13 protein-coding genes are annotated in these 13248 nt (G+C 38.8%); all 13 read left to right on the top strand.

Going from position 1 to position 13248, the window contains the following annotated elements:
• Positions 1–57: 57 nt before the first annotated feature.
• The 13 genes from flgM (at position 58) to BLS24_RS01580 (ending at position 13179) form a co-directional block, all read left to right on the top strand.
• Positions 58–345 (top strand): flagellar biosynthesis anti-sigma factor FlgM, encoded by a 288-nt coding sequence (gene flgM, locus BLS24_RS01640; protein ID WP_071176979.1) that lies wholly within the window; start codon positions 58–60, stop codon positions 343–345.
• 32 nt (positions 346–377) lie between these two features.
• Positions 378–896 carry a flagellar protein FlgN gene (locus tag BLS24_RS01635; RefSeq protein WP_242872205.1) on the top strand — a complete coding sequence of 173 codons (519 nt, stop codon included), beginning with the start codon at positions 378–380 and terminating at the stop codon, positions 894–896.
• A gap of 132 nt (positions 897–1028) precedes the next feature.
• Positions 1029–2687, top strand: a complete 1659-nt coding sequence (flgK, locus tag BLS24_RS01630) for a flagellar hook-associated protein FlgK (protein ID WP_091755522.1) — start codon at positions 1029–1031, stop codon at positions 2685–2687.
• A gap of 15 nt (positions 2688–2702) precedes the next feature.
• Positions 2703–4550, top strand: coding sequence for a flagellar hook-associated protein FlgK (flgK, locus tag BLS24_RS01625; RefSeq protein ID WP_091755520.1), 1848 nt, complete (start codon positions 2703–2705; stop codon positions 4548–4550).
• Positions 4551–4633: 83 nt separating this feature from the next.
• On the top strand, positions 4634–6730 hold the full coding sequence (locus BLS24_RS01620; RefSeq protein ID WP_091755518.1) for a flagellin N-terminal helical domain-containing protein: 2097 nt from the start codon (positions 4634–4636) through the stop codon (positions 6728–6730).
• Between the two features lie 96 nt (positions 6731–6826).
• Positions 6827–7285, top strand: coding sequence for a flagellar assembly protein FliW (gene fliW, locus BLS24_RS01615; protein ID WP_091755515.1), 459 nt, complete (start codon positions 6827–6829; stop codon positions 7283–7285).
• Between the two features lie 44 nt (positions 7286–7329).
• Complete coding sequence (csrA, locus tag BLS24_RS01610) at positions 7330–7545, top strand: carbon storage regulator CsrA (RefSeq protein ID WP_091755513.1); 216 nt, start codon at positions 7330–7332, stop codon at positions 7543–7545.
• Positions 7546–7616: 71 nt separating this feature from the next.
• The gene (locus tag BLS24_RS01605; RefSeq protein ID WP_091755511.1) at positions 7617–8804 is read left to right on the top strand and encodes a glycosyltransferase family protein; all 1188 of its coding nucleotides are present in this window, start codon (positions 7617–7619) and stop codon (positions 8802–8804) included.
• A gap of 162 nt (positions 8805–8966) precedes the next feature.
• Positions 8967–9440, top strand: a complete 474-nt coding sequence (locus BLS24_RS01600; RefSeq protein ID WP_242872204.1) for a flagellar protein FlaG — start codon at positions 8967–8969, stop codon at positions 9438–9440.
• Between the two features lie 78 nt (positions 9441–9518).
• Positions 9519–11051 carry a flagellar filament capping protein FliD gene (gene fliD, locus BLS24_RS01595; RefSeq protein WP_091755509.1) on the top strand — a complete coding sequence of 511 codons (1533 nt, stop codon included), beginning with the start codon at positions 9519–9521 and terminating at the stop codon, positions 11049–11051.
• A 43-nt stretch (positions 11052–11094) separates the two neighbouring features.
• A complete protein-coding gene (fliS, locus tag BLS24_RS01590; RefSeq protein ID WP_091755507.1) occupies positions 11095–11496 on the top strand; it encodes a flagellar export chaperone FliS in 402 nt (133 codons plus the stop codon).
• Positions 11497–11529: 33 nt separating this feature from the next.
• Entirely contained in the window at positions 11530–12009 is a 480-nt protein-coding gene (locus tag BLS24_RS01585) for a hypothetical protein (protein ID WP_091755505.1), read from the top strand.
• Between the two features lie 294 nt (positions 12010–12303).
• A complete protein-coding gene (locus BLS24_RS01580) occupies positions 12304–13179 on the top strand; it encodes a flagellin N-terminal helical domain-containing protein (protein ID WP_091755503.1) in 876 nt (291 codons plus the stop codon).
• The last annotated feature ends 69 nt before the right edge of the window (positions 13180–13248 follow it).

Here is a 13248-nt window from a genome sequence, read left to right as displayed (position 1 = left end):
ACTTCTACCGATAAATGTTGTAGAAGTAAAAAATACTCCAGGGAAGGAGGATGAGATATGCGTATAGAAGCATACAGTCAGGTTCAGCAGATTTACTCTAACAACAAAGTTAATAAGACCCAGGCGGCCAAGAAGACTAATGATATTAGAGATACTGTATCATTTTCTTCAATTGGAAAAGATATCCAGGTTGCTAAACAGGCTGTTAGCGCTACGCCAGACGTTAGAGAAGACGTTGTGGCTTCGCTCAAGGCTGCTATCAAAAATGGTACTTATAACGTAAGTGGAGAGGCTTTTGCCGACAAATTACTGGCTAAATACGAAGAAGCAAGTGAGCTTTCTTAATTAAATAAATAATAATCAGGAGGATGATTCCAGTGGCAAGTCTAATGGAAAACCTGGTCGACGTGCTTGATCAGGAATGCGGAATGTACGAGAAATTACTGGGGTTATCTAGTAAGAAGACCACAATTATTGTTTCAGGTGATCTTCTGAAACTTGCGGAAATCACGGATGAGGAGCAGTGCGTAATAGGTAATATCCAGTCCCTCGAGAAAAAAAGAATGACAGCTATGAAGGATATTGCCAATGTACTCAACAAGGATGTTGATTCATTGAAACTGACCGACCTGATAACTGTTCTCGAGAAGAGACCAGAAGATCAGAAGAATCTGGCATTGCAGCGAGACAGATTGGTATCTGTAGCAGACAATGTTAGACGTGTAAACGGCCAGAACCAGGAACTACTTCTTAGTTCTTTGGAAATGGTACAATTCGAAATGAACATCATCCAAGCGTCAAAAAGCGCTCCACAGACGGCGAATTATTCCAGAGCTTTAGACACTACAGGCGAATGTTTAGGTTACACTTCGGGCGGGTTCGATGCAAAGCAGTAAGTACCACTCATGATGAAGGGTGGTACATCGCATTGGATAGCCCGAGGAAGTACTGAATATTTCAGTAGTGTCTTTTTTGCGCCCTAAAATAGGCCGCAAAAAAGACAAATATCAATCAAGGAGGAAACGGATATGTCTCTTATGGCAAATCTATATGTGGGTCAGTCAGGATTACAGACATCACAGAACGCATTAAATACAACTGCACATAACATGGCCAATATAGATACCGAAGGCTATACAAGACAGCAGGTGTCTCAGGGCACAAGGGCATATCAGACTCTTGAAAAGAAGAATGAATGTATTGCCTGGAAGCAGATCGGTACCGGCGTTCAATATAATAATTGTAAGCAGGTCAGAAGCGAATTTCTTGATAGCTCTTATAGGAAAGAATCAGGAAGATACGCTTTTTATGATGTTTCTAGGAAGTGTCTTGAAGAAGTAGAAGATCAGCTTCAGGAAATGAACGGATCAGAGTTTGCAACTTCTATCAATAACCTCTGGACAGCAGTTCAAGAACTTGCCAAGGATCCTTGCTCAGCAGTAGCACAGAGTGCTCTCGTAACAAGAGCAAATGAGTTCCTTACAAGAGCAAAGAGCGTATATGACGGTCTTGTTTCATATCAGGATAACCTTGATGCAACGATCGAAGGCATCGTAGATAACATTAATAGCTACGGTGACAGGATCAGACAGCTCAACGAAGATATCGTAAATATCGAGTCTGGCAGAGAAGAAAAAGCAAACGATCTTAGAGATGAAAGAAACAAGCTCCTTGATAAACTTGGTGAGCTTGGAAAAATAGATTACTACGAAGATACCCTTGGAAATGTAACAGTTCTTTTTGAAGGATCTTCATTTGTAACTACTGACCATGTAAATCATATCGGAATCGACAGAACCTTAGTAAGTTCAGTTGGTTATGCAACACCATACTGGGAGTATGCAGCAAGAAAAGAATATGACGAATATGGTATAGAGTACATTGCATCAATCGATGGCGGACATGTTTACAACTTAGAGCAGACAGTATCCTCAACTACAGATACTGATATTGGAAAGCTTAAATCAGTTCTTTTAGCAAGAGGTGATCACAACGCAACATACCACGACATTACTGAGAGTGAAGATTACTACAATACAAACATCGCACAGTCAGTCATCATGAACGTTGAAGCTGAGTTTGATCAGATGATCCACAACATCATGACAGCCATCAACAAGGTAATGGAGGACGCCGAGAGTAATCCAGCAACTCTTGATAACACAATAGGACTTAAGTCAGATTACGTGCTCTTTGTTGTAGCCAATGACAGTGACAAGCTCACTTATGATATTGATGAGGAGCACCCTGCAGGAACTATCGATACTGGATTTACTATCATGAATTCCCAGGTCAATCCTATTTTGTTAAAAGACCCAACAACCTTCACCTTCAGAAATGTAGACGGAAGTGAAGATACTGCAACAATGACAGCTCTTAAGGAAGCATTTAATAAAGAGCAGTACACATTAAATCCTAACGTTGCAAGTAGGAATAACTTTATTTCTTATTACAACGCTCTAGTTTCACAGGTAGCTAACTCAGGAGATGTTTATAACAGCATCACAGCTGCCCAGGAACAGACAGTTACAGCTATTGAATATGGCAGAGAACAGATTGTTGGCGTATCAAGTGATGAAGAACTTGAGTATATGATCCAGTTTCAGAATGCATACAACGCATCAAGTAGATATATAAACGTAGTAAGTGAGATGTTGGAACATTTGGTTACTACACTTGGTAGTTAATGTAAGGAGAATGCTATGGTATCACAATTTTTTGGACTTAACATCGCTGCATCAGGTCTTCGCGCTGCTAATGCAGCCCTTAACACAACAGCAAACAACATATCAAACGTAGACACTAAGGGATACAGCAGACAGAAGGTTAATCAGGAAGCTGCAGATGCTCTGAGGGTATTTGCTAAATATGGATGCGCCGGTGCAGGCGTTGAGACTATCGCGATCGAGAGAGTTCGCGATAGCTTTTATGATGTTAAGTACAGAAATAATGAGCAGCTCCTTGGAAATGTAGAACAAAAGAACTACTATACAAAGCTTGTTGAGCAGTACCTTGATGATGACGGAACAACCGGATTCTCATCTCTTTTTACAAAGATGGAAGCAGCACTTCAGTCAGTTAAGACAGCGGCAGGCACAACAGAAGCCAAGACTACATACGTTTCATCTGTAAGAAGTATTACAGAATACTTTAACAACGTTTATAACCAGCTTCAGGGACTTCAGAGCGATATCAACTCAGAGATCAAGCTCTGTGCAGACAGGATCAGCTCAATCTCTCAGGAAGTTGCTTCGATCAACAAGCAGATCAACATCATTGAAATGACTGGCACAACAGCCAATGAACTTAGAGATAAAAGAGATGTTCTCATCGATGAGCTTTCCAAGCTGGTTTCAGTTGAGACCAAGGAAACTCCTGTAGTTGATGAGAATAATCCAGACAGAGTAACAGGCGCAACAAGATTCCAGATCTGGGTTGCAGGTGGTTACGAGCTCGTTGATACTTACGAATACAGAAGGATGATCTGTGTAGCAAGAGATGAAGACGGATCTGTTAACCAGAACGATGTATCAGGACTTTATGATATCAAATGGGGAACAGCCAGCTACAAAGATGGCGATGACATCAAGGAACTTGCAGATTTCTCTATTGAGTCCAAGCTTATCGGCGGCGAGCTTCAAGGACTGCTTGCTATGCGTGATGGCAATAACAATCAGTACTTTAACGGTAAGAGCACAATAATCGATTCTCTCGCAAGACCTGTTACAGTACAGGTTGAAGTTGATGCCGCATATCTTAAGGATATGAATAAGTGTACTCTTCCTGAGGATGGAACTATACACATCGGCGACAAGACCTATAAGTATGATTCATGGGCTTATGACGGAGACAAGACTTTTACATTTACTATAGACAATTCAACACTTTCAAGTACACCTGATACTAACAGATTAGTTACTATCGGTTACGGTAATGATTATCAGGGAATTCCATATTATCTCGAGCAGATGAACGAGTGGGTAAGACAGTTCTCGTCTGCAGTAAACGAGATCATGGTAACAGGATATACATCAGACTCCCTTGAAGGTGTAGCTCTTTTGACAGGATCAATGGATACTAACTCTGTAGCACAGTATAGCTACGAACAGCTTACTTCCCTTTCTGAGAATAAGGGATATTACAAGCTTAGAGGCGGCAACTTTGAGGTTAACAGTGTAATAATCGAGAACGCAGAGAGATTTGCTACCAAGGCTGACATAACAGAAGGTGAATCAGAGTATGGTAACCTTTCAAGATTAAAAGAGATGTTTGAGACCAAGAAGATATTCAGAGGAGCAACTTCTGGAGAATACCTTACAAAGGTTCTTGCAGACGTAGCCCTTAATTCAAGTAATGCTGGAACATTGGAAAAGACCTATGAGGCCCTTGAAGTAACTATCAAGAATCAGCGCCTGTCAGATGCAGGTGTAGATGAAGACGAAGAAGCTTCAAACCTTGTTAAGTATCAGAACGCATACACACTTTCATCCAAGATGATCCAGACTCTGACTGAAATTTATGACAGATTGATACTTCAGACAGGAGTATAATCTGCCGATATGTATTGTAGATGACAAAAATGACTGCATGGATGCGCATTTTTTGACATGGAAGTTTATCTGGAGGTTGTACTATGCGTATCACTAACAAAATAATGCAGAACAATTCCCTTTATAATATTAACAATAACAAGATCAGTGAGGATCAGCTCAATACAATGATGTCTACAGGCAAAAAGATAACACGTCCTTCAGATGATCCTGTTATTGCTATCAGAGCACTTCGTCTTAGAAGTAACGTCACACAGATTTCCCAGTATTATGAAAAGAATGCTAAGGACGCAGAGAGCTGGCTTGATGTAACAGCCGACGCTCTTTCTACAGTTACGTCTGTTCTTACTGACTGTGTTAAGCAGGCTACTAAGGGTGCCAATAAAGATCTCACTATCGACGACCTTGGAACGATCATTACTCAGATGGAGGCTCTTTCAAAAGAGTATTATTCTACAGGTAATGTAGACTACGCCGGAAGATACGTATTTACAGGTTACAGAACAGATACATCCCTTACATTTGATAAGACAACAACAGCAGATTACAAGGATATAAACGACGAGTTCAAGGCTGCTAATATCAGTACATCCAGCAGAGTAACAGGTCTTAGCAAGCTTGATTCTGAAAAGATCCTTGATTCTTCAGCTGATACTGTATATGAGAGCGATATCGTAGAGCAGACAGTCGGAAGAATCAGACTTTCTTATGATACATTAAGCTACACTACAGACAGCTTCAATACTCCATCCCTTAAGTGGAGAGAGCAACTGATGCAGCCAGCAACAAGTACGGTTGAGGAAAAGATGGATGTCATTAAGCTCAACTTTACTAATAATGAAGGTGAGAGCTTTTACGCTATGCTTCCAGCAATCGAGCCAGGCGGATCAAGAGAAAGCTATACAGTTACCAACGAAGGAATTACTTATACAGTAGTTTCTCATTACGATGGAACTTATGATATCACTGCTAACAGCGATACTCAGACATATACATTTGGAATCGACTCTAACGGAATCTATGATCCTGCCAAGCAGAGCAGCAATATTGCTTCAGGTCAGACAAACCTTGATTCTGTTCAGAAGGCAACTATCACATATACAAACGATGACGGCGAGCAGATCCATTTTGGACTTCCGCTCCTTCAGGCTATTGGCCAGACTTACTCAATGGAGATCGAGTACAATGGCAATGCAGCAACTTGCGTAGTTAACAGTGATGGAACATATACCATCAAAGACCATAATATAACTGATAATGCTGATGGAACATCTACTCAGAACGTAGTAAATGTAACAGGAAACGGCAGTATCCATTCTTCATACAAAGAGACTACATTAAATATCACAAAAGATAAGATGATCTATTCAACAACATCAGATGATGATATCGATGAGTTCTATAATGATCTTGTTGCCAGAGAAGAGGGCGCTATTGCAGTATTTAATGCAGCTACAGGTGAGGTTCTTTTGAATAAAGAGCTTACAAACAAGCTTTCAACTCTTCCAGACCTTATAAACGCCAATACTATCGACGTTATCTATGACAAGAAGGAATGGAATACAGGTGACATCAAGCCTGAGAATTTATTTAATTGCCAATTCACCGATGAAAATGGTACAGTACTATATAACAGAGGTTCAGCAGCTCACGACATCGCTTATGATGTAGGTTTTGCACAGTCAGTAGTTGTTAACACTACAGCTGACGCGGTATTCACAACAAGTGTTAAAAGAGATGTGGATGATCTGAAGGATAAACTCAATCAGCTTACTCAGATGAAGAGTACACTTAAGATCCTCAATGATAAGTTGAAATCATCATCTTCTGATACAGAAAAAACTAAGCTTAAGATCGAAATTGAGTCAGCACAGAAAGCTTATGACTATCAGAGAGAAGAAATTCAAAAGGAGTTTGAACATAAGATTACTTCACTTCAAAAAGCTCTTGATACTGCAAACCTTGCAGTTACTGAAAATGGCACTAAATCAAAAAGACTTGATCTTATTAATACAAGACTTATGAGCCAGACAACAACATTTAAAACTCTTCAGTCAGAAAATGAGGACATTGATCTTGCCGAGACTGTCACTCAGCTCACATCAGCTCAGACTACTTATGAAGCAAGTCTTATGGCAACTGGTAAGATCAGCCAGTCTAGCTTAATGAATTATATTTGATGACTTAACATCAGATAAAATAAAATGTGGCATAGTTACGAAATAACGTTTATAATTAAAATGTAGCGATGTCTCAAAGACAATGGAGGTTACAGCATGAAACTTACAACTAGAGTATTTGGCGAAGTAGAAATCGAGGAGAGTAAGATCATTACTTTCCCAAATGGAATAATTGGTTTCCCTGAGTTTACAAGATTCACACTTATGCATGATGAGGATCAGGGGGCGAACACAATAAAGTGGCTTCAGTCAGTTGATGAACCTAATTTTGCAATGCCGGTTATGGATCCATTGATTGTTTGCCCTGATTATAAGCCTATTATTGATAAGACAGAGGTTGAATCAATCGGTAATCTTGATGAGGAGGAGATGCTTGTTCTTGTAACAGTTACAGTTCCACATGATCTTAAACTCATGACAGTTAATCTTAAGGGACCATTTATCATCAACACAAAAGACATGAAGGCGTCTCAGACAATTATTGATAATGATGAATATCCGGTGAAGTTCCCTATTTATGACATCCTTCAAAAAAATAAAGAAGCAAATGGATGATTTGAGTAATCAGCCAAAAACATTAGCCGCGGAGGGAGAACCATATGTTAGCATTATCAAGAAAAAAGAACGAGTCTATCGTTATTAATAACAATATAGAAGTAACTGTTTTGGACATCAGAGGTGATCAGATCAAGCTTGGTATATCTGCACCTAAGGAAGTTCCTATTTATAGAAAAGAAGTTTATATCCAGATTCAGAATGAAAACAAGGAAGCTACAGATGTTTCTGGAATTGAAGAACTCAAAAAGCTTCTATGAGAACTTAGATCATTTGAAATTAAGGCTGCTGTCCATAAGGGCAGCGGCCTATTTTTGGCTAGAGGATAAATATGCGCATACTTTATTACGACTGGGATGAATTTAATGGTGGGGATTGCAGAGATGCCATGAAAAGGCTTGGACATCAGGTTGATGTTCTTAAACTCAATATGAAAGGCTTTGATCTGACCCCTGAAATAGAAGGAAAGATAAAAGAGCTTGTGACAAAAAAAGAGGTCGATGGCAAAAGATATTATGACCTTCTCTATAGCTTTGATTTCTTTCCAAATATTTCTGAAGCCTGCCAGAAATATGGCATTCCTTATGTGAGCTGGGTATTTGATTGCCCTCATTACACCTTAGACTCCCATGTTACTAATAATCCTGTAAACAGGATATTTGTCTTTGACAAGGTCCTTTACCAAAACATGGTGAATAAGGGTGTTAAGACCATAAATTACTCACCACTTGGAGTTAATGAAAAGAGACTTGGCGAGCTGTGCCAGAAGCTTGACCAGGAAACTGGCGGCGAAGTTGCCTATGAGCATGACGTAAGCTTTCTTGGAAATCTTTATGATAATGAATACAACTTCTATGATCAGGTTAATTTCTTACCACCAATACTTAAAGGCTATACAGATGCGGTTATCAAAGCTCAGGAACGTGTATTTGGGGCAGACTTTTTTACCGAGGAAGAGATATACCCATATGAGAAAGTAAAAGAGCTAAGACAGTACATACAGTTCGAACAGACTGGCAAATATGAGATAGATTACGACGGCGTTATGCTGGATATCCTTAGGAAAAAAGTCACTGTAAATGAAAGAAGAAATATCCTGACTGAAATGGGTAAAAGATTTAATACAGTTCTTTATACTTCTCCAGGGACAAAGCCCATTGAAGGCGTGTGCGACTTAGGGCTTGCCAGCTACAACGAAAAGATGCCAAGAGTTTTCCATAGAAGTAAGGTAAATCTGAACATAACCCTTAGATCTATTCTTTCAGGAGTATCACTTCGTGTAATAGATATTCTGGCAGCAGGAGGATTCCTTATTACAAATTATCAGGCTGAGATCGCAGAATATTTTGAAGATGGTGTTGATCTTGTAATGGTATATACGCCAGAGGATATGATCCAAAAGACAGCTTATTACCTTCAGCATGAAGATGAACGTAAGGAAATAGCTCTTAATGGCCAGAAAAAGGTCTTTGAGAACTTTGCCTATACTAAACTTCTGCAGGAAATCCTGAAATCCTAAAATTTTTATTAATTTTAGGATTTTTTTTCCTTAAAAGACTAATGTTTTAATCCAGCTATCCGATATAGAGGATAAGAAATGCTATAACAATCTCATTTGAACTTATAAGATTATAAATGGTCAATAACAAGGATGTTCTCGAAACCATGGAGGTATAGGATTATGGGAATGGAAGCAATTAACGGCTTTTCGCCACTTATACAGCAGGCGCAGCCACAGGTAAAGACACAGGTACATGAGCAGAGTCAGTCTAATTCTGAAGTAGTTAATCGTGAAGCTGACGGCAGCATGCAGAACGTTGAGTTCAAGGTAGAAGCTGCTGATAGCTCTAACAATACTAATACTCAGAGTGGTCCTCAGAACTATGCTAGTGAGCAGGAGTTTATAGAGGCAACTGAAGAGCAGATTCAGGCTGATAATGCAAAGGTTAAGAAGGCAATCTCTGAAATGACTCAGAATGCTAAGTCAAGCGCTGAGGCAGTATTTGGTATTCATGAGAAGACCAACAGAGTAACTATCAAGATGGTTGATAAAGAAACCAAGAAAGTCATCAAGGAGTTCCCACCAGATGAGACTCTTGATATGATTGCCAAGGTTTGGGAAATAGCTGGAATCATGGTAGATGAGAAGCGCTAACATTTCCGGTATGTAACAGATGATGTTTGACATGGATGTCAAATCAGCACACTCAAGGATTGAGAAAGGAGAAAGCCTATGCCTATCAGAATAACAGGAATGAATTCAGGCCTTGATACAGAAAGTATCATAACAGCCTTAACACAGACAAAGCAGGATAAACTTAATACAGCAAAAGGCGATCAGAAAAAGCTCACCTGGAAGCAGGACAAGTGGAAAGAACTTAATAAGAAAGTTACTTCATTTTATAATGGTGCGCTTAGTAACATGAGGTTTACATCGGCATACAATAAGAAGACAACTACAGTTTCTAATGCTAATGCAGCATCAGTTATTACTGGCGAAGGCGCTATGAATGCAACCCAGACATTAGATATCATACAGCTGGCTAAGTCTGGATATCTTACAGGACAGGAAGTGAAAGTCGGCACTTCAAAGGCTACAAAAGAGACAACTGCAGAAGAACTTGGATTGTCTACTGGTGATAAGATTAAATTCAGTATTGGCGGAAATACTTCAGATGTTCTTTCTGTAACAGTTGAAGAAGGTGATACGGTTGGAAGTATTCTTAGTAAACTAAAAAGTGCTACATCTTCAGAGACAGGAACCAGCCTTAATTTTAATTATGATGAGAACAATGGAAGATTCTATGTTTCTTCAAAGACTGCCGGGGAAGCAGCTTCTTTTGACTTGATAATAGATAGTGAATCAAGTGATGCTATGACTAAACTTGGACTTACCAAAAAAGCAGATGGTTCCAATTATATTTCGGGAACTAGTGCTGAGATAGTTCTTAATGGAGAAACATATACATCTGACACTAATACATTTGAGATTAATGGGCTTACCATTACTGCCAATGAAGTTGCTTCAGGAATTACTCTTTCAACCAAACAGGATACCAGTGGCATTTACGACAATATTAAGAACATGATAAAAGAGTATAACGATCTTATGAAAGAGTTCGCTACTCTTTACAATGCAGATAAGGCTTCAAAGTACAAGATGCTAACTGATGACCAGAAAAAAGAAATGTCTGATACAGAAGTTGAAGAGTGGGAAAAGAAGATTAAAGATGGACTTCTTAGTCATGATGAGACTATAGGAACTATCAAGACAGCCCTTAGAGAAATGATGAATAGTTCTTTTGATGTTACATTAAAAGATGGAACAACTAAGAGTCTTTCGCTTGCTTCTTTTGGTATCTCTACAGGTGGGTATTTTGAGACAGAAGAAAATGAGAGAGATCTTCTGCACATAGATGGTGATGAGGATGATTCATCAGTTAGTGGAAATACAGACTTGCTAAGATCAATGATTTCAACAGATCCAACAGCAGTACAGGATTTCTTTACTGAATTATCAAAGAGCATATATAGTAAGCTTTCGGATCTTATGAAAGGTACTGAGTACAGCAGTTCCTTTACAATTTATGAAGATAAGCTTATGGCATCTCAGTATAGTGCTTATAATACTAAGATCTCCGATGCACAGTCTGCTCTTGAAGCTGCTCAGGATAAGCTATATAAAAAATTTGCAACAATGGAAACAGCACTCTCAAAGATTAATTCGTCGAGTAATTCTTTATCCGGTTTCTTTGGTGGCAATTAATTGATTTTAGGATAAAAATAATAACGAATGCGAGGGAACGCTTATGCCAGTATTATCACAACAGCAGAATGCTTATGCACAGTATAAAAACAACAAAGTAATGGGAGCTTCTGGACCAGAGCTTACGTTGATGCTTTATGATGGAGCAATCAAATTTCTTAATATTGCAGATTATGCAATAGAAAAAAAAGATGTTGAAAAAGCGCATATAAATATTATAAAAACCGAGAGAATAATCGATTATCTTCGAAATACGCTTGATATGAAGTATCCGGTTGCACAGGACTTTGAAAACATGTATTCTTATATTGCAAGGAGACTTGTTGAAGCAAATATCGCTAAAGATAGAGAGATAGTTGCTGAGGTAAACAAACATATGCATGCAATAAGAGACAATTGGGTTGAAGTAATGAAGGCTAATAATATCATGGTAAAGGATGCATAATATTTCTGAGTCTTGAGTGAAGAGGGGAATGCAATGGTATCAGCCAGTCTAGATATGCTTGAAGAAAGCTTGCAAAAAAAAATACAGGTCATGAAACAGATTGAAACTGAAAATGACAAGCAAAGAGAGATTTTGAAGAACCCTGATAAAGTGGATGAAGAAGCTTTTGATAAGATACTCGATGTGAAAGGCGAACTTATTGATAATCTTCTTAAGCTTGACGATGGTTTTCAATCATTGTTTGACAGAGTTAAAGATGAAGTTGGTCTGAATAAAGAGCTATACAAAGATCAGATTAGAAGAATGCAAAATCTGATTCAGGAGATAACGGGGCTTAGTGCATCAATAGAAGCAGCAGAATATCGAAACAAAAAACTGGCGGAAGAGTATTTTAGTGTAGCAAGAAAGGCTATGAATTATTCCAGACAAACGTCAGCAGCGGCATTTAATTATTATAGAACAATGAACAATTTCAAAGATATACCACCTCAATTTTTGGATAACAAGAATTGATATTATGAGAACTCGAAAGAGTTCTCTTTTTTTGCACAAATTTGTGAGACACCGTTTATCGGCATATAAGTGCAATAACTTTATAGCAAAATTGAAAATAATCAAAAAAATTTCAAATTGTTCAAAAAAAAGAAAAAAATATTTCAAAAAGGGTTAAGTTACTAGAAAAGCGGCCGATAACATTAGTGTAAAACAAAACAAAAGCAGCCATGGAAGGGACTCCGCGATACGCTGCACAATAGAGAAGATGGAAAGGCAGCAGGGAAGCGGGCCCCGTTCATGGAGGATTTTCATATGGTAGTACAACACAATGTCACAGCAATGAATTCTAACAGACAGCTTGGTATTACAACTGGCGTTCAGGCTAAATCTAGCGAAAAACTTTCTTCTGGTTATAAAATTAACAGAGCAGCAGATGATGCAGCAGGACTTGCTATTTCTGAGAAGATGAGAAGACAGGTAAGAGGTCTTACACAGGCTTCTGCAAATGCTCAGGATGGTATTTCGGTAGTACAAACGGCTGAAGGTGCTCTTAATGAAGTACATGATATGCTTCAGCGTATGAATGAGCTTGCAGTTAAGGCCGCAAATGATACTCTTACATCTCAGGATAGAGCATACATCCAGCAGGAGATGACGCAGCTTTCAGACGAAATTACAAGAACAGCTGCTTCTACAGAGTTCAATAACCAGCATCTTCTTGATGGATCATTTACTAATAAAAATCTTCAGGTTGGTTCAGAATCTGATGCACAGAACCAGATTAATATCTGCATCATGAAACTTAGTGCTACAAGCATTGGAGTATGGGCAGTTAAAGAGGCAACAGCTTCATATCCAGTTGGTTCAGCAAATACAACTGGTGGACAGATTAATGTAATGTCTCATTCAAATGCTAAAGCTACAATTGAGAGCGTTAAGCAGGCACTTATTTCTATTTCAAAGCAGAGATCAGATCTTGGTGCTATTCAGAACAGACTTGAACACACAATCAAGAATCTTGACAACGTAGTTGAGAATACACAGGCTGCAGAATCACAGATTCGTGATACAGATATGGCAGAAGAGATGGTTAGATATTCTAACAATAACATCCTTCAGCAGGCTGGACAGTCAATGCTTGCTCAGGCAAACCAGACAAATCAGGGTGTTCTTTCACTTCTTCAGTAATTCAGATAAGAGTCATAAGGCTCCAGCCCAGTGCTGGAGCCTATTCTATTGGCCTAAAAAAATTTATAC

The sequence above is a fragment of the Butyrivibrio sp. INlla18 genome (assembly GCF_900103635.1).
Taxonomy (GTDB): Bacteria; Bacillota; Clostridia; order Lachnospirales; family Lachnospiraceae; genus Butyrivibrio.
This window is presented reverse-complemented; position numbering and strand designations above follow the sequence as displayed.

Coding starts and splice junctions, on each gene's coding strand:
- flgM (WP_071176979.1), top strand. CDS start 58: ATGCGTATAGAAGCATACAGTCAGGTTCAGCAGATTTACTCTAACAAC.
- flgK (WP_091755522.1), top strand. CDS start 1,029: ATGTCTCTTATGGCAAATCTATATGTGGGTCAGTCAGGATTACAGACA.
- flgK (WP_091755520.1), top strand. CDS start 2,703: ATGGTATCACAATTTTTTGGACTTAACATCGCTGCATCAGGTCTTCGC.
- BLS24_RS01620 (WP_091755518.1), top strand. CDS start 4,634: ATGCGTATCACTAACAAAATAATGCAGAACAATTCCCTTTATAATATT.
- fliW (WP_091755515.1), top strand. CDS start 6,827: ATGAAACTTACAACTAGAGTATTTGGCGAAGTAGAAATCGAGGAGAGT.
- csrA (WP_091755513.1), top strand. CDS start 7,330: ATGTTAGCATTATCAAGAAAAAAGAACGAGTCTATCGTTATTAATAAC.
- BLS24_RS01605 (WP_091755511.1), top strand. CDS start 7,617: ATGCGCATACTTTATTACGACTGGGATGAATTTAATGGTGGGGATTGC.
- BLS24_RS01600 (WP_242872204.1), top strand. CDS start 8,967: ATGGGAATGGAAGCAATTAACGGCTTTTCGCCACTTATACAGCAGGCG.
- fliD (WP_091755509.1), top strand. CDS start 9,519: ATGCCTATCAGAATAACAGGAATGAATTCAGGCCTTGATACAGAAAGT.
- fliS (WP_091755507.1), top strand. CDS start 11,095: ATGCCAGTATTATCACAACAGCAGAATGCTTATGCACAGTATAAAAAC.
- BLS24_RS01585 (WP_091755505.1), top strand. CDS start 11,530: ATGGTATCAGCCAGTCTAGATATGCTTGAAGAAAGCTTGCAAAAAAAA.
- BLS24_RS01580 (WP_091755503.1), top strand. CDS start 12,304: ATGGTAGTACAACACAATGTCACAGCAATGAATTCTAACAGACAGCTT.